The following is a 23,729-nucleotide window of genomic DNA, read 5'->3' as shown; positions in this document are numbered from 1 at the left end:
CCGAAGCTTCTCGTAAGGTGGCCTGATGCTCGACGTCCGCCGTCTGCGCCTGCTGCGCGAACTCGCCCACCTCGGGACCATCGCCGCGGTCGCCGACTCGCTCTCCTTCAGTCCGTCGGCGGTCTCCCAGCAGCTGTCGGCGCTGGAGCGCGAGGCCGGGGTGCCACTGCTGGAGCGCACCGGGCGGCGGGTCTCGCTGACCCCGGCCGGGCGGAACCTGGTCCGGCACGCGGAGGCGGTGCTGGAGCGGCTCGAGCAGGCGGGGGCGGAGCTGGCGCACGCGCGCCAGGGGCTGGCGGGTCCGCTGCGGATCGGGACCTATCCGTCGGCCGCCCGCGCGATCATCCCGGCCGCGCTGGCCGAACTGGCAGGCCGCCACCCGGGGTTGGTGCCGATGGTGACCGAGGTGGACCCGGCCGGGGTGGCCGCCGCGGTGCGGGCGGGTGAGCTGGACGTGGCACTGGTCCACGAGTACGACCTGGTCCCGGCCGAACCGGAGCCGGGGCTGGCGGTCACCGCGCCGCTGTTCACCGAACCGATGTACCTCGCCGCGCTCTCCCAGGGCGGGCTCGCCGAGCACCGGGACGCGCCGTGGATCATGGCGCCGCTCGGCACGCTCTGCCACACGATGGCCCAACGTGCCTGCGAGGCGGCGGGGTTCACCCCTCAGGTCAGGCACTGGATCGACGACTTCACCACCGTGCTGGCCCTGGTGGCGGCCGGCCAGGGGGTGGCCCTGGTCCCGCACCTCGGGGTGACCGAGGGCGCGCATCCGGGGGTGGTCCTCACCCGGCTGCCGATGTACCGGCGCACCCGTACCGCGTTCCGCGCCGGAGCCGGTGCGCACCCGGCCGTGGCCGCCTTCATCGCCGCCCTGCACACCGCAGTCCCGGCCGGACTGGGTGGCCGTTCCGCCTGAGGCCGAGCGGGGTTGACCGGACGTCGGATCGACCGCGCGTCATATCGGTGAGTGGGTAACGATTTGGTCCAGTTTTCCCCATGCGGAGTCCAGGCCCGATAGAACTGCGGTCACGGAGACCCCACGAAACGAGCCGGGGGATATGAGCGCCAACGAGCCGTCGGGCTACGGATATCCGACAGATCCTCAGCAGAACCCCTATGGGCAGCAGCCCCCGCAGGGCCGGCCCGGCCACGGCGGCACACCGCCGCAACAGCCGTACGGCTACCCGCAGCAGCCGCCGCCACCACCGCCTCAGTCGCCGTACGACCAGGCACCACCGCCACCGCAGTCGCCGTACGACCAGCAGGCGTACGGTGCCCCGCAGCAACCGTACGGCGCACCTCAGCAACAGTACGGCGCACCGCAACAGCCGTACGGTGCCCCGCAGCAGCCGTACGGCGCTCCGCCACCACCGCCCTACGGCGGCGCCCCGCAGGCCAACTGGCCGCACTGGCTGTCCGCCCCCGGCCCGTACGGCGCGGTCACGCCCGGGACCAGGACCCTGGCCTCCGCCGGTGACCGCTTCCTGGCCCGGCTGATCGACACCGCGGTCCTGCTGATCCCCACCCTGGTGCTGTACGTGCTGCTGGCAGCGCAGAGCGGCATCCTGTACTACCTCGCGGCCGGCCTGGTGAACTTCGGGTACGAGGCCGCGATGCTGCTGACCCAGGGCGGCCAGACGGTCGGCAAGAAGGTCATGAAGATCCGGGCGGTGGACCTGGCCCAGGGCGGCCGCCCGGCCGACGGCGCGCTCTGGACCAGGGCGGCGGTCTTCTCGCTCCCGCTGGCCGTCTACTGCCTCGGCACGCTCTTCTGGATCCTCAACGTCCTCTGGCACCTGTGGGACAAGCCGCTCCAGCAGTGCCTCCACGACAAGGCCGCCAGGACCCTCGTCGTCAAGGAGGGCTAGCGCACGGGCGCGGGGAGCCGCGCGAACGGACCACCACGAAGGTGGCCGTTCGCGCGGCTCCCCGCTTCCGCTAGCTCGCCAGGCAGCTGGGCCCGAGCAGCTGCTTGAGATCCCCGAAGAGCGCCGGATCCGACTTCACCCGGTGCCGGTCGAGCCGGAGCACCGTGGTCTGCCGCTCCCCCTCCAGGCGCAGCCGCACCTCCGTGGTGCCCCGGTGGTGGGCGAGTACCTCACCGAGCCGGGCCACCAGCGGCGGGGTGATCTTCCCGCTCGGGATCGAGATGACGATCGGCGCCTCGGCGTGCGCGTTGGCGAGGTCCGGCACGGACAGCTCCATGCCCATCAGCCGCGGTACGTCCTCCCGCTTGTCCAGCTTGCCGCGGACGAACACCACGGTGTCCTCGACCAGTTGGGAGGAGACCAGCTGGTAGCTGGCCGGGAAGAACATGCAGTCGATCGAACCGGCCAGGTCCTCCACGGTGGCGATGGCCCAGGCGTTGCCCTGCTTGGTCATCTTCCGCTGGAGGCCCGAGATGATGCCGCCGATGGTGACGATGGCGCCGTCGGGGCGCTCGGCGAGGTCGGCGACGGCGCAGTCGGCCTTCTCGGTGAGGACGTGCTCGATGCCGTGCAGCGGGTGCGAGGAGACGTAGAGACCGAGCATCTCCCGCTCCTGGGTGAGCAGGAAGCCCTTGTCCCACTCCTCCTCGGAGAACACCACGTCGAGGCCGAAGCTCGGCTCGTCGCTGGTGGCATCCCCGCCGAACAGGTCGAACTGCCCCTCGGCCTCCTTGCGCTTGATCCCGACCACGTTGTCGATCATCGGCTCGAACTGGGCGCTCAGTCCCTTGCGGGTGTGCCCGAGCGAGTCGAACGCGCCCGCCTTGATGAGGGATTCGACCGTCCGCTTGTTGCAGACCACCGACTCGACCTTGTCCAGGAAGTCCGGGAAGGAGACGTACTTCCCCTTGGCCTTCCGGGTGCGGATCATCGACTCCACCACCGGACCGCCGACGTTGCGGACGGCGGTCAGACCGAATCGCACGGTTTCGCTGCCGTGCGGGGTGAAGTCCGCGTCCGACTCGTTGACGTCCGGCGGGAGCACCTGGATGCCCATCTTGCGGCACTCGTTGAGGTAGACGGCCGACTTGTCCTTGTCGTCCTTGACCGAGGTGAGCAGCGCGGACATGTACTCGGCCGGGTAGTTGGCCTTGAGGTAGGCGGTCCAGTAGGAGACCAGTCCGTACCCGGCGGTGTGCGCCTTGTTGAACGCGTAGCCGGAGAAGGGGACCAGGACGTCCCAGACGGCCTGGATGGCCGCGTCCGAGTAGCCGCGCTCGCGGCAGCCCTTCTGGAACGGGATGAACTCCGCGTCCAGGATCTCCTTCTTCTTCTTGCCCATGGCCCGGCGCAGCAGGTCCGCCTGGCCGAGCGAGTAGCCGGCCAGGATCTGCGCGGCCTTCTGCACCTGCTCCTGGTAGACGATCAGGCCGTAGGTGGGTTCCAGGATCTCCTTGAGCGGCTCCTCCAGCTCCGGGTGGATCGGGGTGATCTCCTGCTGGCCGTTCTTGCGCAGGGCGTAGTTGGTGTGCGAGTTGACGCCCATCGGGCCCGGTCGGTACAGCGCGAGAACCGCGGAGATGTCCTCGAAGTTGTCGGGCTTCATCAGGCGCAGCAGCGAGCGCATCGGCCCGCCGTCGAGCTGGAAGACGCCCAGCGTGTCGCCCCGGGCGAGGAGTTCGTACGCGGGCTTGTCGTCGAGCGGCAGCTCGAGCAGGTCGATCCTGACGCCCTTGTTCTTCTCGATCGCCTTGACGGCGTCGTCCATGATGGTGAGGTTGCGCAGGCCGAGGAAGTCCATCTTGAGAAGGCCGAGGCCCTCACAGGTCGGATAGTCGAACTGCGTGATGGTCACACCGTCGGTGTGCCGGGTCCAGACCGGGATGTGGTCGACCAGCGGCTCGGCGGACATGATGACACCGGCCGCGTGCACACCGGGCTGGCGGATCAGGCCCTCGATACCGCGCGCGGTGTCGATGACCTTCTTGACGTCCGGGTCGTTCTCGTACAGGCCGCGGATCTCACCGGCCTCGCTGTAGCGCGGGTGCGAGCTGTCGGTGATGCCGGAGAGCGGGATGCCCTTGCCCATGACGTCCGGCGGCATCGCCTTGGTGATCCGGTCGCCCATCGCGTACGGGTAGCCGAGGACGCGCGAGGTGTCCTTGATGGCGGCCTTGGCCTTGATGGTGCCGTACGTGACGATCATGGCGACCTTGTCGGCGCCCCACTTGTCGGACACGTAGCGGATCACGTCGGCGCGCCGGCGCTCGTCGAAGTCGACGTCGATGTCGGGCATCGAGACGCGCTCGGGGTTGAGGAAGCGCTCGAAGATCAGCCCGTGCGGGATCGGGTCGAGGTCGGTGATGCCCATCGCGTAGGCGACCAGCGAGCCGGCCGCCGAACCACGGCCCGGGCCGACCGCGATCCCGTTGTTCTTGGCCCACATGATGAAGTCGGCGACCACCAGGAAGTACGCCGGGAACCCCATCTGGCAGATGGTGTTCATCTCGTACTCGGCCTGCCGGCGGTGCTCCTCGTCGTAGCCGTTCGGGAAGCGGCGGTCCATGCCCTTCCACACCTCGGCGCGGAAGAAGGCGTCCTCGCTGTCGAAGCCCTCCGGCACCGGGAAGCGCGGCATCAGGTTGCGGAACTCGAACATGCCGGCCGTGTCGACCCGTTCGGCGATCAGCAGCTGACTGTTGCGGCAGCCCTCCTGCCAGGCCTCGGAGGAGTCGACGGCGTACATCTCGGCGGCGGACTTGATGTAGTAGCCGGTGCCGTCGAACCTGAACCGGTCCGGGTCGGAGAGGTTCTTGCCGGTCTGGACGCAGAGCAGCAGGTCGTGGGCGGTGGCGTCGGCCTCGGTGGTGTAGTGCGAGTCGTTGGTGACCACCGGCGGGATGCCGAGCTTCCTGCCGATCTCGATCAGACCGTCGCGGACCCGCTTCTCGATGTCCAGGCCGTGGTCCATCAGCTCCAGGAAGTAGTTCTCCTTGCCGAAGATCTCCTGGTACTCGGCGGCCGACCTGAGCGCCTCGTCGAACTGGCCCAGCCGCAGCCTGGTCTGGAGCTCGCCCGAGGGGCAGCCGGTGGAGGCCATCAGGCCGCCGGCGTGCTCGGCGATGATCTCCTTGTCCATCCGGGGCCACTTGACCAGCCAGCCCTCGGCGTAGGAGCGGGAGCTCAGCCGGAACAGGTTGTGCAGGCCCTGCCTGTCACGGGCCCAGATGGTCTTGTGGGTGTACGCACCGGACGCGGAGACGTCGTCCCTCTTCTGGTGCGGCTGGCCCCAGAGGATGCGCTTGGTGTTGTGGCGGGCCTCGGGTGCGACGTACGCCTCGATGCCGATCACCGGGGTGATCCCGGCGTCCTTGGCCTGCTTGTGGAACTCGGCCGCGCCGAACATGTTCCCGTGGTCGGTCATCGCCACATGGGTCATGCCCAGCCGGTCGACCTCCTTGAACAGCTGCTTCAGCCGCGCGGCACCGTCCAGCATCGAGTACTCGGTGTGGACGTGCAGATGCGCGTACGGCTGGTCGCTCAAGGCGGGGCCTCCGGGGTCTCGGTACTGGATCACGGGGCGGTGAAACACGTAAGGCCCGAGCCACTCTCAGGGCCCGGACCACGACTTTCGCATCCGCGCCAACGAGTCTAGTCCTTCACCGTGCTTCCCTGCCGCACCTCCCGGAGCGGGTCCGGGGCCGCCGCCGTGGGCGGCTCCCGGACCCCGGACCGGCCGGTCAGCCGTCCAGTTCCGCCAGGAAGTCCAGTGCGGCGGCCCAGGTCAGCTCGGCGGCCTCGGCGTCGTAGTCCGGCAGCTCGGGGTCGGTGTAGAGGTGGCCGGCACCGTGGTAGCGGTGGACCTCGACGTCGGCACCGGCCCGGGTCATCAGCAGGTACCAGGTGTTCAGCCAGTCCTCGGGCTCGAACGGGTCGGGCTCGGCCACGTGCAGCTGGACGGGGATCCCGGTCCGCGCGTCCTCCCGGATGTCCGAGGTGCCGTGCAGGAGCAGCAGGCCCCGGGCCCGCTCGTCCGCCAGCGCCAGGTTCTGCGCCAGCGCCCCGCCGAGCGAGAACCCGGCGTACACCAGCCCCTGCTCGGTGCCCGCGCCCGCGCTCAGCAGCGGAGCGACCGCCTTGATGGCCCGCCGCAGCAGCTCGTCGTTGGTCACCTCGTCCCGGTAGGCCATCCCGGCCTCGACGTCCTCGAAGACCCGTCCCTCGTACAGGTCGGGGGTGTGCACCACGTGCCCGGCCGCACGCAGTCGCTCGGCAGCGGCCGACACCGCAGGACGCAGTCCGTAGGCGGAGTGGATGAGCACGATCTGGGCCACGGATTCGATCCTTCACTGACAGACACCACGGTCCCGACCATCATCGCCCATCCCTCTGACACCGCGGGGCAGCCACCCGGCTCCCGGGCCGGACCGGCCGCGCGCGGTGGAGGCCCCGCCCGAGCGGCGCGTCCGCTACGACACCACGTCCTTGCGGGCGAACCCCCGGAAGGCGAGGGCGAGCAGCACGATCGCGTAGCTGACCGAGAGCGAGACGCCCTGGACCATGCCGCCCCACTCCAGTTGGGGCTGCAGTGCGTCCGCCCAGGAGTACTGCCAGTGCGCGGGCAGCCACTCGCGCAGCGAGCCGAGCGCGGTGACCGCGTCCAGCACCCCGGTGACGATCGTGATGAACACCGCCCCGCCGACCGCGCCGAGCGGGGCGTCGGTCACCGTCGACAGCCAGAACGCCAGTGCGGCGACGCCCAGTTCGCTGAGCAGGACGAAGAGCACCGCGATCGCCAGCCGGGGCAGCGCCGCCGAGGCGGGCAGGCTGACCCCGGTGGGCAGCTTCAGGTCGCCCCAGCCGTACGCGGCGGTGCCCACCGCCAGGCCGAGCAGCGGCAGCAGCACGATGGTGGCCGCCGAGAAGAGCAGCCCGACCGTGAACTTGCGCAGCAGCAGCCTGGCCCTGGGCACCGGCGCGGCCAGCAGGTAGCGCAGCGAGGACCAGCCGGCCTCGGAGGCCACGGTGTCCCCGCAGTACAGCGCGACCGGGATGACCAGCATGAAGCCGGTGCCCATGAAGAGCATGGTGGCGGCGAAGTTGGGCCCGGAGGCGGTGGCCAGCTCGATGAAGGTGGTGCGGTCCGGCCGGCTCGGGGTGCCGCCGATCTGGAACGCCGCCAGGATGACCAGCGGCATCGCCGCCAGCACCCCGGTCATCACCAGGGTGCGCCGCCGCCGCAGCTGGCGGACGATCTCCACCCGCAGCGGCAGGGTCCGGCCGGCCCGGTACCCCGCCGCGTGGTCAGCCGCCAAGGTGCTCACGCCGAGCCTCCGATCAGGGACAGGAACGCGTCCTCCAGCCGCCGGTGCGGCCCGACCCGTTCCACGGGGACATCCAGCCCGACCAGCTCGGCGACCAGCTGACCGGCCGTCATGCCGTCCAGCCGCACCAGCAGGCCCCGCTCCACCGCCGAGACCGAGCCGACGCCCGCCAGTGCGGCCGCCTTCTCGGCGGCCGCCGCCAGCCGGTGTGCCGGGTAGTCGGCCGGGGTGCCGACCAGCAGCAGCTCGCCCGCCCCGACGATCTCGGCGACGGCGCCCGCGCTGACCAGCCGGCCCCGGTCCATCACCACCAGGTGGGTACAGCTCTGCTCCACCTCGGAGAGCAGGTGGCTGGAGACGATGACGGTGCGTCCGGCGGCGGCGTACCGGATCATCACCTCGCGCATCTCGCGGATCTGCGGCGGGTCGAGACCGTTGGTGGGTTCGTCCAGGATCAGCAGGTCCGGCAGCCCGAGCATGGCCTGTGCGATCGCCAGGCGCTGGCGCATGCCCTGGGAGTAGGTGCGCACCGCGCGGTCCAGTGCCTCGCCCAGGTCCGCGATGGCCAGGGCCTCCTCGAAGTGGGCGTCCTCGGCCGGGCGGCCGGTGGCCCGCCAGTACAGGTGCAGGTTGGCCCGGCCGGTGAGGTGCGGCAGGAAGCCGGCGCCCTCCACGAAGGAGCCCACCCTGGAGAGGACGGGCGCGCCGGGGCGCACCGCGTGCCCGAAGAGCCTGATCTCCCCGGCGTCCGGCCGGATCAGGCCCATGAGCATCCGCAGCGTGGTGGTCTTACCGGCGCCGTTGGGGCCGAGCAGGCCGAGCACCTGGCCCTGCTCCACCCTGAAGCTCAGGTCCCGGACCGCGTACCGGTCCGCCGCCCCGTGGTAGCGCTTGCTCAACGAGCTGATCTGCAGCGGGACTTCGGCCAGGGCCGGATCGGGTGCCGGCCTGCGCTCCCGGCGCGGGCGCAGCCGGCGGCCGAACAGCAGCAGCGCGGCCAGCACCACGGCGCCCAGCGGCAGCAGCCAGGTCCGCACCGGCAGCGGGGCCGCCTCGGTGCGCAGCCCCGCCACGGTGGGCACGGTCAGCGGCGACGCCACCGAGATCCGGTAGGTGGCGGCTTGGGCGGGCGAGGCGTACGCCAGGTCGGTGGAGGCCAGCACCAACCTGAGCCGGTGCCCGGCCTCGAAGCCGTGGTCCACGGCGGGCAGGGCGATCTCGACGGTCCGTCCGCCGGGCGCGTCCGCGCCGGTCACCCGCAGCGGGGCGACCAGCTGCTGGGGCAGCTGCCTGCTGCCGTCCGGGGCGACGTCGTACAGCTTCGCGAACAGCACCGCGTCGGGCCGGTCGGCCTGGACGTGGACGGAGACCCTGGGTGCGCCGGTCAGGTGCAGGCCGGTGTCCAGCGGCGCGGAGTCGAAGGAGGCGAACTGGCCGGGGAAGTCCACCGAGAGCCCGCCGCCGACCGAGGCGAACTGGGAGAGCGCGCCGATTCCCGGAAGTGTGGAGATGTTCGGCGGCGCACCGCCGGGCGGGTTGGCGACGTCCTGGGGCCGGCCGGTGAGCTTGATGCCGCGCGAGCCCGTACCGGACAGGCCGGGGTAGCCGTCGGCGTCGGCGCCGCGCAGCACGGCCTGGAAGCCGGTGGAGTCGACCCCGCCGGTCCGGGTGACCCGGAAGGCCGGGCCGGTGTCGTTCCCGGCGTGCTTCAGGTAGTGGTCGAACCAGGCGGTCACCCGGCCGTCCGTCCGGGCGCTGCCCTCGGTGCCGCCGTCATGGCCCCCGGCGAACCAGTCGACGTCGACCGGCGCGCCGTTGGCGGCGACCGCCTTGGCGATGGCGTCGCCCTGGTCCAGCGGGAAGAGCGAGTCCTGCTGCCCCTGCACCACCAGGGTGGGCACCTTGATCCGCGAGGCCACCGAGGACGGGCTGGACCGCTCCAGGGTGGCGATCGCGTCGGCGTCCGCGTGGCCGGCGGTGGCGATCCGGTCGTACATCGCGCAGAGCGAGTCCAGGAAGCGTCCGCAGCCCACCGGGCCCGGGGCTCCGCCCTGCCGCTTGGCGGAAGGCGCGGTCAGGTCCCCGGCCGAACCGGTGGTGAAGAAGATCCCGGCCCAGAGCTTCTTGAACACCCCGTCGGCCGCGCCGCTCCCCCGGACGCCCTGCGGGAAGAGCGCGTCCGCCAGGTTCCACCAGGTGATCCCGCTGGCCACCGCGTCGATCCGGGGGTCGTACGCCGCCGCCAGCAGCGCGGCGGCGCCGCCGTACGAGGCACCGGTGATCCCGACCCTGGGGTCGCCCGGGGCGTCCAGCTGCACCTCGGGGCGCGTGGCCAGCCAGTCGACCAGGTGCTTGACGTCCTCGATCTCCCGGTCCGGCGCGTCCAGTCCGATCCGGCCGCCGGAGGCCCCGAAACCGCGCGCCGACCAGGTCAGTACTGCGTACCCGGAGCGGGCCAGCTGCTGGGCCCGGGCGCGCTCGTCGTCCTTGCTGCCGCCGAACCCGTGTGCCAGCAGGACGGCCGGACGGGGGCTGCCGCCGGTGGTGAAGAAGGAGGTGTCCAGCCGGACGGTCTGCTTGCTGCCCGGAGTCTCGGGCATGTCGAGGAAACGATCCTCCTGGTGCACCGCGGCCTCGCCGGACCCGGCCGCCACCGCGGCCGTGCCGCCCCCGGCCAGCAGTACCAGCGCCACCGAGCCGGCCAGCACCCTGCGGGTCGTCAGCCGTCCGCGCCAGCGGCGCCATGCCCCACCGAAGCCCATGGGCAGCGATCCTATCCGTCTCTCGGGTAGGGAACCTGTAAGCCCCCGCACCCCGGAACGCCCTCACCTGACGCCAATCACCGGGTGGGACGAATCCACGGGATATGGTGCGAACCACCCCGGAAGATCACCCGGTGCCGACCTCGTCGAGGTGTCCCGTGCTGCTCTGGCCGCTCGCCACCCTGCTCGCCGTCGTCGCCGTCACCCTGGCGGTCGGCTGGATCGTCGACCAGGTGCTGCAGCGGGTCGCCACCCGCCACCCGCAGACACCGGTCTGGCCGCTGCTGCGCCGCTGCCGGGTACCGCTCCAACTGGTCGTCGCCGCCGGACTGCTGCTGACCGGACGCCCCCTGGAGCGGCTCTTCGCCGTACGCGACGGTGGTCTGCACCACACCGTCCTGCTGCTCCTGATCGCCAGCCTGGGCTGGCTGACCGTCAGGATCGTGGCGGCGGCGCTGGAGGCGGTGCTCGGCCGCTACGAGAGCATCACCGACGACGCGGCCCGGGTGCAGCGGGTCAGGACCCAGATCAGCATGCTGCGCCGGGTGGTCAGCGCCGTGATCGCCGTGGTCACCGCGGCGGTGATGCTGCTGACCTTCCACGCCATGCGCACCGTCGGTGCCAGCCTGCTGGCCTCGGCCGGCCTCCTGGGCATCGTCGCCGGCATCGCCGCCCAGAGCACCCTGGGCAACTTCTTCGCCGGTCTGCAGATCGCCTTCGGCGACACCGTGCGGATCGGCGACACCGTGCTGGTGGACAACCAGCAGGGCACCGTGGAGGAGATCACCCTCGCCTACCTGGTGGTACGGCTCTGGGACTACCGCCGCCTGATCGTCCCGGTCTCCTACTTCGTCAGCAAGCCCTTCGAGAACTGGACCCGCAAGGACCCGGGTCTGCTCGCCTGGGTGCTGCTGCACCTCGACCACACCACACCGGTCGAGGTGCTGCGCGCCGTCCTGCACCGGTTCCTGGTGGACTCACCGCTCTGGGACGGCATGGAGTGGTCCCTCCAGGTCACCGACTCCACCCCGAGCACCCTGGTCATCCGGGCCGCCATGACGGCCCGGACCCCGGACGACGCGGCCGCCCTCCGCTTCGAGGTGCGCGAGCACCTGTTCGCCTACCTCCGCGAGGAGCACCCGTACGCCCTCCCCCGGGTCCGCACCGGCGAGGAGTGAGGCCCGGCGGCAGCGCTGGACGTGGGGCCGCGGGCAGTCCGCCCGCGGCCCCCGGTCCGTACGAAGTCCCTCAGAGCACCCGGGTCATCGTCCGGTGCGGTATCCCGGCGTCGTCGTAGACCGGCCCCTCGGCGACATAGCCGAGCCGCTCGTAGAACCCCAACGCCCTTACCTGAGCGTGCAGTTCGAGCTCCACTCCGCCGCGCTCACGACCCTCCCGCTCGATCGCGCGGACCAGCTCGGCGCCCAGCCCGGTCCCCCGGGCGGTCCTGACCACGGCGAGCCGCCCGAGCAGCACCCGGCCCTGGCGGCCGGTCAGCTCCAGCGCCTGCTCACCGTGGATCAGCCGGCCGGTCCCGAGCGGCGAGCCGTCCTCGGCCCGCGCCAGCAGGTGCACCGAGGTCGCGTCGAGCTCGTCGTACTCCAGCTCCGCGGGCACGTCCTGCTCGTCGACGAAGACCTCGCGCCGGACGCCGTAGACCAGTGCCAGCTCGTCCTCGGTCGCGGCGACCCGGATCCGCGCCATCTCAGCTCTCCGAGGCGATGATGTCCAGGGCCTTCTGCAGGTCGGCCGGGTAGGAGCTGGTGAACTCGACCCACTGGCCGTCCGCCGGGTGCTCGAAGCCGAGCGCGACGGCGTGCAGCCACTGCCGGGTCAGCCCGAGGCGCTTGGCCAGCGTCGGGTCGGCGCCGTAGGTGATGTCCCCGACGCAGGGGTGGCGCAGCGCCGACATGTGCACCCGGATCTGGTGGGTACGGCCGGTCTCCAGCTTGATGTCCAGCAGCGAGGCCGCCCGGTACGCCTCGATCAGGTCGTAGTGGGTGACCGAGGGCTTGCCGTCCCTGGTCACCGCCCACTTCCAGTCCGAGCTGGGGTGGCGGCCGATCGGCGCGTCCACGGTGCCGCTCAGCGGGTCGGGGTGGCCCTGGACCAGGGTGTTGTAGCGCTTCTCGGTGATCCGGTCGTGGAACTGCCGCTTGAGGTCGGTGTACGCGCGCTCGGACTTGGCGACCACCATCAGACCGGAGGTGCCGACGTCCAGACGGTGCACGATGCCCTGCCGCTCGGCCGCGCCCGAGGTGGAGATCCGGTACCCGGCGGCGGCCAGGCCGCCGATCACGGTCGGGCCGGTCCAGCCCGGGCTGGGGTGCGCGGCCACCCCGACCGGCTTGTCGATCAGCACGATGTCGTCGTCGTCATGCACGATCCGCATGCCCTCGACGGCCTCGGCGACGATCTGCACGGGTGCGGCGGGAGCCGGGATCTCGACCTCCAGCCAGCTGCCGGCCATCACCCGGTCCGACTTGCCTGCCCTGGCCCCGTCGAGCGTGACCTTGCCGTCGGCGGCCAGCTCGGCGGCCTTGGTCCGGGAGAAGCCGAACATCCGGGCGAGGGCGGCGTCGAGTCGCTCGCCCTCCAGGCCGTCGGGTACGGGGAGGCTGCGGGTCTGCGCTGCGGTACTCACCCGTACGAGTATGCCGGAACACGGACCCCGCCCGGACCGCCCACCGGGGCGGCCCGCGCCCCCGCCGCCGGGCTGGGCCCTACTCCCCCTTGCCGGCCTGGTGGACGGTCCCGTCCGGGTTGCTGCCGCGGAAGGAGAGCAGGACCACCAGGATGCCGCCGCAGACGATGGCCGAGTCGGCCAGGTTGAAGACCGCGAAGTGCTGCACCGAGATGAAGTCGACCACGTGCCCGCGGAAGACCTCGGGGGTCCTGAACAGCCGGTCGGTGAGGTTGCCGAGCGCACCGCCGAGCAGCAGGCCGAGCGCGATCGCCCAGGGGAGGCTGTAGAGCTTGCGGGCGATCCGCCAGATCACCACGATCACGGCAGAGGCGATCATGGTGAAGACGACCGTCATCGCCTGGCCCATGCCGAAGGCCGCGCCCCCGTTGCGGATCACCTGGAGGGTGACCACGTCACCGATCACCTGGATCGCCTGGTGGCCTTCCAGCCGGGCCACCACGAGCACCTTGCTGCCCAGGTCGACCAGGTAGGCGAAGAGCGCGATGAGCAGCAGCACGCCGATCCGGCGGCGCCGGACGGCTCCCGCTACCGCTCCGGCGGCGGTGGCACCGACTGGCTCGTCCACGGCGGCCTCCACGGACGCGGTCGGGACGGAGTCGTCCTGGGTCTGGGGGGAACCTGGCGTACTGATGATCCGCTCCGCTGCCTAGGGGTTACCCCCGGCCGAGGGCTGGGGGAAAGAGGGCCGACGTTACGGGGTCGAGCGTACGGCAACGCCGGACCCCCAGGTCCACTTCGACCCGGCCGACACAGCGATCCGGTCGAGGAGGCGCGAAGGCGTCGGCTACCTGCGCTCCTGCTTCGCCTTGCAGCTGACGCAGAGGGTGGCCCGCGGGAACGCCTGCAGTCTGGCCTTGCCGACCGCCTGGCCGCAGGACTCGCAGACGCCGAAGCCCACACCCTCGAGGCGGGCCAGCGCCCGCTCGGCCTGGGCGAGGCTGTCGCGGGCGTTGTTGGCGAGCGCGAGCTCGCTCTCCCGGTTGATGTTCTTGGTGCCGGCGTCGACCTGGTCGTCCCCCGCGCCGTCGTTGGAGTCGCGCATCAGGCCGGTGATGGCGGCCTCGGCGGCCTCGATCTCGGCCCGCAGCCGCTCCAGCTCGTCGTTCAGCTCGGCGTGCAGTTCGGCGACCTCGGCCGAGGTCCAGGGGTCCTCACCGGGTCGGACGGGCAGCTCCGCCGGGTCCACCGACTCGGCGCCGCCCCGGGCTCCGGTGCCCACCGGGGTGTGGTTGCGGGTGGTGGTGGCAGCGTGGCCGGTCGTGGTGCTGGTCTTGTGCCGTGCAGTGGTCACGGTCCCCTCCCCTGGGTCGCCCGCCACGGCCTTGCGTGCCCGCTTGGTGGCGGTACCGCCGATTGCCTTGTCAGCCATGGCTTCGACCTCATCTACGAACGAAATGAACCGCCGGTTCCCGGCGGCCTCCAGTGCCGGAACGATAATCCCCTACGAATCCGGTCACAACGGGACATACCGATGCCTCGTTTTCAACCCACCCGAGCAGCCGCCGCTGCCGCCCCAGCGGGTTGCTGACCAAGTTGTGCCCAGATCGTCATCCGCTAACCGCACCCCGGCGGCGGCGCGGCCGGAGGCGGGACGGCGGGTCACGGCGCCCGTCGGCCCCACCTCGAATTCGACTTGTGAGGCCGGACACGAGGCCGGATACACTGAGCCTGCGAGGCGCTGACGGGACGAGTACCGACGTACGCAGCCATGAGCGACCCGGGGACGGTGCGAGCCCGGGGGTGTGCGCGGCGGGAAGATCACCCTGAGCCGCCGGAAGAACGGCCACTGGGCCAAGTAGAACCGGCAGCAGAACCCAAACAAGAGGGCCGCGACCAGCAGTACCGCGGTCAAGGAGGGTGGTACCGCGGGACGGCTCGCCGTCTCGTCCCTCCGGAGGATCCAGTCCAAGCATCCGCCGGAGGTAGACACCCGCGATGAGCACCTACAACCCCGTCCCCGCGCAGGTGGACCTGCCTGCCCTCGAGCACCAGATCCTGAGCTTCTGGCGTGACAGCAAAGTCTTCCAGCGCAGCCTGGAGCAGTCCGAGGGCCGCCCGGAGTGGGTCTTCTACGAGGGCCCCCCGACCGCCAACGGCATGCCGGGCGCCCACCACATCGAGGCCCGCGTCTTCAAGGACGTCTTCCCGCGCTACCGGACCATGAAGGGCTACCACGTCGCCCGCAAGGCCGGCTGGGACTGCCACGGCCTCCCGGTCGAGCTGGCCGTCGAGAAGGAGCTGGGCTTCTCCGGCAAGCAGGACATCGAGCGGTACGGCATCGCCGAGTTCAACGCCAAGTGCCGCGATTCGGTCACCCGGCACACCGACGAGTTCGCCAAGCTCACCGAGCGCATGGGCTACTGGGTCGACCTCGACGAGGCGTACCGGACCATGGACCCCTCCTACATCCAGTCGGTCTGGTGGTCGCTCAAGCAGATCTTCGACAAGGGCCTGCTGGTCCAGGACCACCGGGTCGCCCCCTGGTGCCCCCGTTGCGGCACCGGCCTGTCCGACCACGAACTGGCCCAGGGCTACGAGACCGTGGTCGACCCCTCGGTCTTCGTCCGCTTCCCGCTGACCAGCGGCCCGCTGGCCGGCCAGGCCTCCCTGCTGGTCTGGACCACCACCCCGTGGACCCTGGTCTCCAACACCGCCGCCGCCGTGCACCCCGAGGTCACCTATGTGGTGGCCACCGACGGCAACGAGCAGCTGGTCGTCGCCGAGCAGCTGGTCGGCAAGGCACTCGGCGACGGCTTCGAGCCCACCGGTCAGCGCTTCACCGGCGCCGAGATGGAGTACTGGGCCTACCGGCGCCCGTTCGATCTGGTGGACATTCCTCCTGTTGAGGGGGGCGAGGACGCGCACTTCGTCCTCAACGCCGACTACGTCACCACCGAGGACGGCACCGGTATCGTCCACCAGTCCCCGGCCTTCGGTGCGGACGACCTCGCGACCTGCCGCAGGTACGGTCTGCCGGTGGTCAACCCGGTCGAGGCGGACGGCACCTTCGCGACCGACGTCCCGCTGGTCGGCGGTGTCTTCTTCAAGAAGGCCGACGAGACCCTGGTCGCCGACCTCGACTCGCGCGGCCTGCTCTTCCGCCACCTCCCGTACGAGCACAGCTACCCGCACTGCTGGCGCTGCCACACCGCGCTGCTGTACTACGCGCAGCCGTCCTGGTACATCCGCACCACCGCGGTCAAGGACGCCCTGATCCGGGAGAACGAGAACACCAACTGGTTCCCCGAGAACGTCAAGCACGGCCGCTTCGGTGACTGGCTGAACAACAACATCGACTGGGCGCTCTCCCGCAACCGCTACTGGGGCACCCCGCTGCCGATCTGGCGCTGCGAGGAGGGCCACCTCACCTGCGTCGGCTCGCTGGCCGAGCTCTCCGAGCTGACCGGCACCGACCAGAGCGGCCTGGACCCGCACCGCCCGTTCATCGACGACGTCACCTTCGCCTGCCCGCAGTGCTCCGCCACCGCGGTCCGGGTCCCCGAGGTGATCGACGCCTGGTACGACTCGGGCTCGATGCCCTTCGCCCAGTACGGCTACCCGTACCAGAACAAGGAGGTGTTCGAGGGCCGCTACCCGGCCCAGTTCATCTCCGAGGCGATCGACCAGACCCGCGGCTGGTTCTACACGCTGATGGCCGTCGGCACCCTGGTCTTCGACAAGTCCTCCTACGAGAACGTGGTCTGCCTCGGCCACATCCTCGCCGAGGACGGCCGCAAGATGTCCAAGCACCTGGGCAACATCCTGCAGCCGATCCCGCTGATGGACGAGCACGGCGCCGACGCGGTCCGCTGGTTCATGGCGGCCGGCGGCTCGCCCTGGTCGGCCCGCCGGGTCGGCCACGGCACGATCCAGGAGGTGGTGCGCAAGACGCTGCTCACCTACTGGAACACCGTCGCCTTCCAGGCCCTGTACGCCCGCACCACCGGCTGGGCCCCCTCCGCGAACGACCCGGCCCCCGCGACGCGTCCGCAGCTGGACCGCTGGGTGCTCTCCGAACTGAACACCCTGGTCCGCGAGGTGGACGCCGCGCTGGAGTCGTACGACACCCAGCGGGCCGGCAAGCTGCTCTCCGGCTTCGTCGACGACCTCTCCAACTGGTACGTCCGGCGCGGACGTCGCCGCTTCTGGCAGGGTGACGCCGCCGCGCTCGCCACCCTGCACGAGGCGCTGGAGACCGTCACCAAGCTGATGGCCCCGCTCACCCCGTTCATCACCGAGCGGGTCTGGCAGGACCTGGTCGTCCCGGTCGACCCTGAGGCTCCGCTCTCGGTGCACCTCGCCGCGTGGCCGGCCGTGGACGAGTCGCTGATCGACACCGAGCTCTCCCGGCACATGGCCCTGGTCCGCAGGCTGGTCGAGCTGGGCCGCGCCACCCGCGCCGAGTCCGGTGTGAAGACCCGTCAGCCGCTGTCCCGGGCGCTGGTCGCCGCTCAGGGCTGGGAGGAGCTGCCCGAGGACCTGCGCGCGCAGATCGCCGAGGAGCTCAACGTCTCGGTGCTCGAATCGCTCTCCGCGTCGTCCCCGTCCGGGGCGGACGGCGGCTCGCTGGTGGACACCACCGCCAAGGCCAACTTCCGCGCGCTGGGCAAGCGCTTCGGCAAGGGTGTCCAGGACGTCGCCAAGGTCATCGCCGCCGCGGACGCCGCCGCCCTCGCCGCCGCGCTGCGCGCGAGCGGCAGTGCGAGCGTCGAACTGAACGGCGAACAGATCGAGCTCTCCCCCGACGAGGTCATCATCACCGAGACCCCGCGCGAGGGCTGGGCCGTCGCCAACGAGTCCGGTGCCACCGTCGCCCTCGACCTGGCCATCACCCCGGAGCTCAAGCGGCTCGGCGTCGCCCGCGACGCCATCCGCCAGATCCAGGAGGCCCGGAAGAACTCCGGCCTGGACGTCGCCGACCGCATCGTCCTCCGCTGGCGCGCCACCGACGAGGAGACCGCCGAGGCCATCGCCGAGCACGGCCGGCTGGTCGCCGAAGAGGTCCTCGCGACCGACTTCGCGGCCGGCGCCGCCGACTGGGAGTCGGAGACCTTCTCCGACGACAGCCTCGGCCTCGCCTTCCAGCTCCGCAAGGCCTGACGCACCGAAACGGCCGGTGGCCGCCGTCTCCTCCACGGGAGACGGCGGCCACCGGCCGTTCGCTTTCCACCGCACGACGGCCGTCCGCCCCGCACCGCGCGAGGGGCCGGGCGGAGTGCGGCGGCGCTCGGCATCTCGCAGCCTGCCCGGCAGCTCGGCGACCGGTCCGGACCGCCCCGGCTTCCCCCGTAGCGCGAGGAGATGAGCGGGCCCCCGCGACTCGGAGCACGCCGCTCGCCCGCCTCCTCGCGCCCCCAGGTGATCGGCTGCCCTGCCGGAGGCCATCCCCGGGTGCTCGCGCGGTTCCGCGCGCCCCTGCCGGTTGCCTCGCGCCCCTGCCTCACACAACGAGGGCGCCCCCGCCGTGACCGGTCGTCACAGTGGGGGCGCCCTCGAAGTGGGTACTGCTCTTAGTTGTCGCCGTCCTCGTCGATGAGGAAGCCGCGCATCGGGGCCGGAGCCTGCTGCATCGGCTGCGGCGGCTGCGGACGGACCGCGGCCATCGGCTGGGTCATCCCGGCGGGAGCCATCTGCGCGGAACCGGTCGAGTTGCCGGCCTGCCCACCGAAGGAGGGCTGGCTGCCACTGCCGCCGCCGAAGGAGCTCTGGCCGCCGAAGGACTGGCCGTTACCGCCGAAGGACGGCTGGCTGCCGAAGCTCGGCGAGGAGCTGCTCATCGCCGGTGCCGGAGCCGGGGTCATCGACGACGCGGCCGGCGGCAGCGAAGCGGTGGCCGGGAGCCGCGGCGGGGCGAGCGAGTCGTCCGCCTGCGACTCCAGCTGACGCAGCTGGGTCTCCAGGTAGGACTTCAGGCGGGTGCGGTACTCGCGCTCGAAGGCACGCAGGTCCTCGACCTTGCGCTCCAGCGTCGCGCGGGCGGACTCCAGCGAGCCCATCGCCACGCGGTGCTTCTCCTGCGCGTCCCGCTCCAGCGCGTCGGCCTTGGCGCGGGCGTCCCGCTCCAGGCCCTCGGCGCGGCTGCGCGCCTCGCCCACGATCTTGTTGGCCTCGGAACGGGCCTCGGAGATCGCCTGGTCGGCGGTCTGCTGGGCAAGCGCGAGCACGCGGGCGGCACTGTCGCCACCGGGGCCCTGCTGCTGGCCCATCGGGCCGCCCAGCGGGCCGCCGCCGAGCTGCTGCGGCTGACCCATCGGCGCCAGCTGCTGCTGGCCGCCCATGGTCTGACCCATCTGCTGCTGCGGGCCGCCCATCGGCTGTCCGCCCATCGGCTGCGGGCCACCGAGCTGGGGCTGCTGACCCATCGGGCCACCGAGCGGCTGGAGCATCTGTCCGCCCATCGGCTGCACCAGCTGCTGCTGGCCGCCCATGGTCTGACCCATCTGCTGCTGCGGGGCACCCATCGGAGCGCCCTGGCCGGCCGGGAGCTGCGGGGCACCGGACGGCAGGCCGAGCGGCTGGTTGCCCATCTGCTGCTGCGGGCCACCCATCTGCTGCGGGCCGCCCATCGGCTGACCGCCCATCGGCTGCGGGCCGTTCTGCTGACCAGGAACCGGCGGGCCGGATATGGCGGCGGGCACGGGAGCGCCGGGACGGGCGTCCTGCGGCGGCGCCTGCTCCTTGCGCATGTTCGCCTGGTTCTGCGCGGCGGCGCGGGTGGCGGCCGCCAGCTTGGCGCGCAGGTCCTCGTTCTCGCGGAGCAGACGCGTCAGCTCGGCTTCGACCTCGTCGAGGAAGGCATCGACCTCGTCCTCGTCATAGCCTTCACGCAGCCGGACGGTCGTGAACTGCTTGTTCCGAACGTCCTCGGGGGTCAATGGCATCTCTTCACCTCAACGTGATCGTCGGCACACCGGCATCCTGTCGCAGCGCTCAAGACGGCAGAGTCAGCACGAGCGATCTCAGGACAAACACAATGATCATCAGTACGAAGAAGGACAGGTCGAGCGCCACGCCCCCGAGACGCAACGGCGGGATGAATCGCCGAAGAAGCTTGAGTGGCGGATCCGTGACAGTGTACGTGGCTTCAAGAATCACGACCATGGCCTTCCCCGGACGCCACGAGCGGGCGAACTGGAAGACCCAGTCCATGACGAGCCGGAAGAGCAGGAACAGCAGGAAGACGGTCAGCGCGTAGTAGAGCACCTCCCACACGATCCCCATCGCGTCTCCCTCTCCCCGACCGACGTGCCGTCAGTCACTACTTCTCACTGTCGTTGGATCCACACATGAAGTCGTGGCCGGGTCAGCTCTGGTTGAAGAACCCACCCTCGGCGATCCGAGCTTTGTCCTCCGCCGTTACATCGACGTTAGCAGGCGACAGCAGGAACACCTTCTGTGTCACTCGCTCGATACTGCCGTGCAGACCGAAGACGAGTCCAGCCGCGAAGTCTACGAGCCGCTTGGCGTCGGTGTCGTCCATCTCGGTCAGATTCATGATCACCGGGGTACCGCCGCGGAACTGCTCGCCGATTGTGCGGGCCTCGTTGTAAGTTCGCGGGTGGAGTGTGGTGATGCGGTACGGCTCTCGCTCGTTGACGACCTTGGGCATGATCACCGGTGCGCTCTTCTCCAGATTGTGGCGGCGTTCGGGTGTGATGGACGACACGGGGGCCATCCTCGGGGTCTCCTGCCGAACCGGCACCGCGGCGGCCGGGACCGGCTGCGGCGCGATGTGCGCGACGGGCGCCGGAGCCGGCACCGCGGCAGGCCGCTGCAGGTCCTCGGTCCGGCCCGTCCTGATCGGCTCGGGGTCCGCGTCGTAGTCGTCGTCGGGGTCGTACCCCTGGCCGTCGTACGTCTCGTCCTCCACGAGGCCGAGGTAGACCGCCATTTTGCGCATTGCGCCGGCCATGCTCCTGTCTCCTCCGCTCTGTGGTGGATCGTCACCTGCGGCCCGAGTCCTGACCTGTTGGCTTCCCGTCAGCCGCCGACGCACCGTCATCTCGATGACGGCTCGTCAATGGTGGGGTGGGGCGGCTGCGGGGGATGCGATCCACGGTTCGCTAGCGCTGTGGCAAGCTGCTAGGTTTTATGTCCTGTTTTGTCCTGCAGTCTGATCTACTTACTCGGTGACGTTACCCGAGCGGTGTCCGCACTCCGAGTACCGCCGTACCGACGCGTACATGTGTCGCCCCGGCAGCCACGGCCTGCTCCAGGTCACCGCTCATCCCTGCCGACACCATGGTGGCAGCAGGATGGCTCGCCCGTACGGTGCTTGCGATTTCCGCCAGCCGCGCGAAGGCCTGGTCCGGCCTGTCGGCGAGCGGTCCGGCCAGCGGTGCGACGGTCATCACACCGGCCATTCGCAGCCCGGGCGTGTCGGCGATCCGGTCGGCCAGTGCGAGCACATCGGCCGGCGCGACCCCGGCCCGGTGCCCGGTCCCGCCCTGCTCGGCGATGCCGCCGGCCGGCACGTCCTTGTCCAGCGCGACCTGCACCAGGCAGTCCAGGGGCGGCCGTTCGGCCCTGAGGACGGCCGCGGAGAGCGACTCCACCAGCCGCAGCCGGTCCACCGAGTGCACCGCGTCCGCGTAACGGACCACCGAGCGCACCTTGTTGGTCTGCAGCTGACCCACGAAATGCCAGGTCAGCGGGAGTTGGACACAGGTCTCGGCCTTGGGGGCGGCGTCCTGGTCGCGGTTCTCCGCCACATCCGTCACCCCGAGCGCGGCGAGCAGTGCGGTGTCCTCCGCCGGGTAGGTCTTGGTGACCACGATCAGCGTGACGTCCTCGCGGGGCCGCCCCGCCGCCTCGCAGGCCGCGGCGATCCGGCGCTCGACGACCTCCAGGTTGGCTCCGAGCTGCTCGTAGCGGGCCCGCTGCCGTTCCGTGAGCCGGGCAGGGAAGTCCGCCCGGCCCGGGAACGGTCCGTAGATGTCATTCGTCATGAGAGTTCAGAGCCCAACCAGACGTAGCTCGCGAGCCGGCCGGTGCGCTGCTCACGGCGGTAGGAGAAGTGATCTGCCGACTCAAGGGTGCAGACAGATGATCGCACTACTTCGGTGATCCCTGCCTCGGCGAGCTGCGCCGCGACGCCACCGGGGACGTCCAGTGCGGGTGTGCCCCAGGAGGTTTCCGCGTGGGCGGCGGGGACCAGGGCGGCGACCTCGGCGCGCAGTGGGGCCGGCACCTCGTAGCAGCGGCCGCAGACGGCGGGTCCGATGGCGGCCACCGTCCGCTCCGCCGACGCGCCCTTGGCGAGCATCGCCTCGACCAGCGCCGGGACGACCCCGGCGGCCAGCCCCGGACGGCCCGCGTGCGCGGCACCGACGATCCCGGCGACCGGGTCGGCCAGCAGGACGGGCGTGCAGTCCGCGGTGAGCACCGCGAGAGCGAGCGGCCGGTCGGTGACCACCGCGTCCACCGTCGGCGCCGCTCCGTGCGACTGGCGTTCGGTCACCACGGCGACCTCGGCGCCGTGCACCTGGTTCATCCAGACCACGTCGGCCGGGTCTATGCCCAGCCCGCGGGCCGCGAGTTCGCGGTTCTCCCGCACGGCGGCCGGGTCGTCCCCGACCGCGCCGCCGAGGTTGAGCTCCCCGTACGGCCCGGTGCTCACCCCGCCCCACCGGTCGGTGAAGGCGAAGTGAGCACCGTAGCGTTCAGTCGTATCGATCACTTAAGACTGTTTACTTCAGGAAGTCCGGCACGTCGAGCTCTTCGGCCGGGCTCTCCACGAAGGGGTGCCGGACCGGCTGCACCTGCGGCGGCACCGGCGGAGCGGTCGTGGTGGCCGGGGCCTCGGTCGGGCGGGACTCCTCACGGGAGGTCACCGAGCCGATGCTCCCGTACGAGGGCCGGGTGGTGGGCCGCTCGGGAGCGGCCGGCGGGGTGCTCGGCGGGGTCGCCTTGACCACCGGATCGCGGACGATGGCCGGCGGCTGGCCACCGTCGAAGCCGGCCGCGATCACGGTGACCCGGACCTCGTCGCCGAGCGCGTCGTCGATGACCGCGCCGAAGATGATGTTGGCCTCGGGGTGGGCCGCCTCGCTGACCAGCTGGGCCGCCTCGTTGATCTCGAACAGACCGAGGTCCGAGCCACCGGAGATGGAGAGGAGGACGCCGCGGGCCCCGTCGATGGACGCCTCCAGCAGCGGCGAGGAGATCGCCATCACGGCGGCGGCCTTGGCGCGGTCCTCGCCCCGGGCGGAGCCGATGCCCATCAGGGCCGAACCGGCGTCCGACATGACGGACTTGACGTCGGCGAAGTCGAGGTTGATCAGACCCGGGGTGGTGATCAGGTCGGTGATGCCCTGGACACCGGAGAGCAGCACCTGGTCGGCCGAGCGGAACGCGTCCAGCACGCTGACCTGGCGGTCGGAGATGGACAGCAGACGGTCGTTCGGGATCACGATCAGGGTGTCGACCTGCTCGCGCAGCGAGGCGATGCCGTCCTCGGCCTGGTTGGCGCGGCGGCGGCCCTCGAAGGTGAACGGGCGGGTGACCACACCGATGGTCAGCGCGCCGAGGGAGCGTGCGATGTTGGCCACGACCGGCGCGCCGCCGGTGCCGGTGCCGCCGCCCTCGCCGGCCGTCACGAAGACCATGTCGGCCCCCTTGAGGACCTCCTCGATCTCCTCGCGGTGGTCCTCGGCGGCCTTGCGGCCGACCTCGGGGTTGGCGCCGGCGCCGAGGCCCCGGGTGAGTTCCCGGCCCACATCGAGCTTGACGTCGGCGTCGCTCATCAGGAGGGCCTGCGCATCGGTGTTGATCGCGATGAACTCGACGCCCTTGAGACCGACCTCGATCATCCGGTTGATGGCGTTGACACCACCGCCGCCGATACCGACGACCTTGATGACTGCGAGGTAGTTCTGCGGTGCTGCCACGTCGAAGGCCTCTCGCCTCGAATTTTCCGGGGTCGGCTTCCCCCTGTCGTGAAGGCCGACGGATGTCGATGGGTGGGGAGCAGGGTTTCAGGACTGAATGTCCGAAATGCCGACCA

At 71.1% G+C, this 23,729-nt stretch carries 18 protein-coding genes; 4 read left to right on the top strand and 14 right to left on the bottom strand.

The window, feature by feature from the left end:
- Positions 1–25 precede the first annotated feature (25 nt).
- The gene (locus ACSMTC_RS27935) at positions 26–919 is read left to right on the top strand and encodes a LysR family transcriptional regulator (RefSeq protein ID WP_436562470.1); all 894 of its coding nucleotides are present in this window, start codon (positions 26–28) and stop codon (positions 917–919) included.
- Between the two features lie 142 nt (positions 920–1,061).
- Entirely contained in the window at positions 1,062–1,871 is an 810-nt protein-coding gene (locus tag ACSMTC_RS27930) for an RDD family protein (protein ID WP_436562469.1), read from the top strand.
- Between the two features lie 70 nt (positions 1,872–1,941).
- On the opposite strand, the gene dnaE is transcribed toward ACSMTC_RS27930, so the two are convergent.
- The 4 genes from dnaE to ACSMTC_RS27910 all read right to left on the bottom strand — a co-directional run bounded on the left by dnaE (position 1,942) and on the right by ACSMTC_RS27910 (position 10,017).
- Complete coding sequence (gene dnaE, locus ACSMTC_RS27925; protein ID WP_436562468.1) at positions 1,942–5,475, bottom strand: DNA polymerase III subunit alpha; 3,534 nt, start codon at positions 5,473–5,475, stop codon at positions 1,942–1,944.
- Positions 5,476–5,671: 196 nt separating this feature from the next.
- The gene (locus ACSMTC_RS27920) at positions 5,672–6,265 is read right to left on the bottom strand and encodes a dienelactone hydrolase family protein (RefSeq protein ID WP_436562467.1); all 594 of its coding nucleotides are present in this window, start codon (positions 6,263–6,265) and stop codon (positions 5,672–5,674) included.
- A gap of 135 nt (positions 6,266–6,400) precedes the next feature.
- A complete protein-coding gene (locus ACSMTC_RS27915; protein WP_436562466.1) occupies positions 6,401–7,255 on the bottom strand; it encodes an ABC transporter permease in 855 nt (284 codons plus the stop codon).
- Entirely contained in the window at positions 7,252–10,017 is a 2,766-nt protein-coding gene (locus ACSMTC_RS27910) for an alpha/beta fold hydrolase (protein ID WP_436562465.1), read from the bottom strand. The genes ACSMTC_RS27915 and ACSMTC_RS27910 overlap by 4 nt, the downstream gene beginning before the upstream one ends.
- 158 nt (positions 10,018–10,175) lie before the next feature.
- On the opposite strand from ACSMTC_RS27910, the gene ACSMTC_RS27905 reads away from it, so the two are divergent.
- Positions 10,176–11,195 (top strand): mechanosensitive ion channel family protein, encoded by a 1,020-nt coding sequence (locus ACSMTC_RS27905; RefSeq protein ID WP_436562464.1) that lies wholly within the window; start codon positions 10,176–10,178, stop codon positions 11,193–11,195.
- A 70-nt stretch (positions 11,196–11,265) separates the two neighbouring features.
- Here the strand turns inward: ACSMTC_RS27905 and ACSMTC_RS27900 are convergent, their stop codons facing one another.
- The 4 genes from ACSMTC_RS27900 to ACSMTC_RS27885 form a co-directional block, all read right to left on the bottom strand.
- The gene (locus ACSMTC_RS27900; RefSeq protein WP_436562463.1) at positions 11,266–11,721 is read right to left on the bottom strand and encodes a GNAT family N-acetyltransferase; all 456 of its coding nucleotides are present in this window, start codon (positions 11,719–11,721) and stop codon (positions 11,266–11,268) included.
- A gap of 1 nt (position 11,722) precedes the next feature.
- Positions 11,723–12,661 carry an RluA family pseudouridine synthase gene (locus tag ACSMTC_RS27895; protein WP_436562462.1) on the bottom strand — a complete coding sequence of 313 codons (939 nt, stop codon included), beginning with the start codon at positions 12,659–12,661 and terminating at the stop codon, positions 11,723–11,725.
- A 79-nt stretch (positions 12,662–12,740) separates the two neighbouring features.
- The gene (gene lspA, locus ACSMTC_RS27890) at positions 12,741–13,289 is read right to left on the bottom strand and encodes a signal peptidase II (protein WP_436562461.1); all 549 of its coding nucleotides are present in this window, start codon (positions 13,287–13,289) and stop codon (positions 12,741–12,743) included.
- A 219-nt stretch (positions 13,290–13,508) separates the two neighbouring features.
- Complete coding sequence (locus ACSMTC_RS27885; RefSeq protein WP_436562460.1) at positions 13,509–14,093, bottom strand: TraR/DksA family transcriptional regulator; 585 nt, start codon at positions 14,091–14,093, stop codon at positions 13,509–13,511.
- Between the two features lie 566 nt (positions 14,094–14,659).
- On the opposite strand from ACSMTC_RS27885, the gene ileS reads away from it, so the two are divergent.
- Entirely contained in the window at positions 14,660–17,824 is a 3,165-nt protein-coding gene (gene ileS, locus ACSMTC_RS27880) for an isoleucine--tRNA ligase (protein ID WP_436562459.1), read from the top strand.
- Between the two features lie 410 nt (positions 17,825–18,234).
- Here ileS and ACSMTC_RS27875 read toward each other — a convergent pair whose 3' ends face one another.
- The 6 genes from ACSMTC_RS27875 to ftsZ form a co-directional block, all read right to left on the bottom strand.
- Positions 18,235–19,605, bottom strand: coding sequence for a DivIVA domain-containing protein (locus ACSMTC_RS27875; protein WP_436562458.1), 1,371 nt, complete (start codon positions 19,603–19,605; stop codon positions 18,235–18,237).
- Positions 19,606–19,654: 49 nt separating this feature from the next.
- Complete coding sequence (locus ACSMTC_RS27870; protein WP_436562457.1) at positions 19,655–19,945, bottom strand: YggT family protein; 291 nt, start codon at positions 19,943–19,945, stop codon at positions 19,655–19,657.
- 82 nt (positions 19,946–20,027) lie between these two features.
- Positions 20,028–20,636 (bottom strand): cell division protein SepF, encoded by a 609-nt coding sequence (locus ACSMTC_RS27865; RefSeq protein WP_436562456.1) that lies wholly within the window; start codon positions 20,634–20,636, stop codon positions 20,028–20,030.
- A gap of 223 nt (positions 20,637–20,859) precedes the next feature.
- Positions 20,860–21,672 carry a YggS family pyridoxal phosphate-dependent enzyme gene (locus tag ACSMTC_RS27860; protein ID WP_436562455.1) on the bottom strand — a complete coding sequence of 271 codons (813 nt, stop codon included), beginning with the start codon at positions 21,670–21,672 and terminating at the stop codon, positions 20,860–20,862.
- Entirely contained in the window at positions 21,669–22,403 is a 735-nt protein-coding gene (gene pgeF / locus ACSMTC_RS27855; protein ID WP_436562454.1) for a peptidoglycan editing factor PgeF, read from the bottom strand. Before pgeF ends, ACSMTC_RS27860 begins: the two co-directional genes overlap by 4 nt.
- Before the next feature lie 10 nt (positions 22,404–22,413).
- Positions 22,414–23,613 carry a cell division protein FtsZ gene (gene ftsZ / locus ACSMTC_RS27850; protein ID WP_436562453.1) on the bottom strand — a complete coding sequence of 400 codons (1,200 nt, stop codon included), beginning with the start codon at positions 23,611–23,613 and terminating at the stop codon, positions 22,414–22,416.
- Positions 23,614–23,729 lie beyond the last annotated feature (116 nt).

It is taken from the genome of Kitasatospora sp. HPM-01-4 (assembly GCF_051374625.1).
GTDB lineage: Bacteria > Actinomycetota > Actinomycetes > Streptomycetales > Streptomycetaceae > Kitasatospora.
The sequence above is the reverse complement of the archived record's forward strand: the minus strand, read 5'-3'. Positions and strand labels throughout refer to the sequence as shown.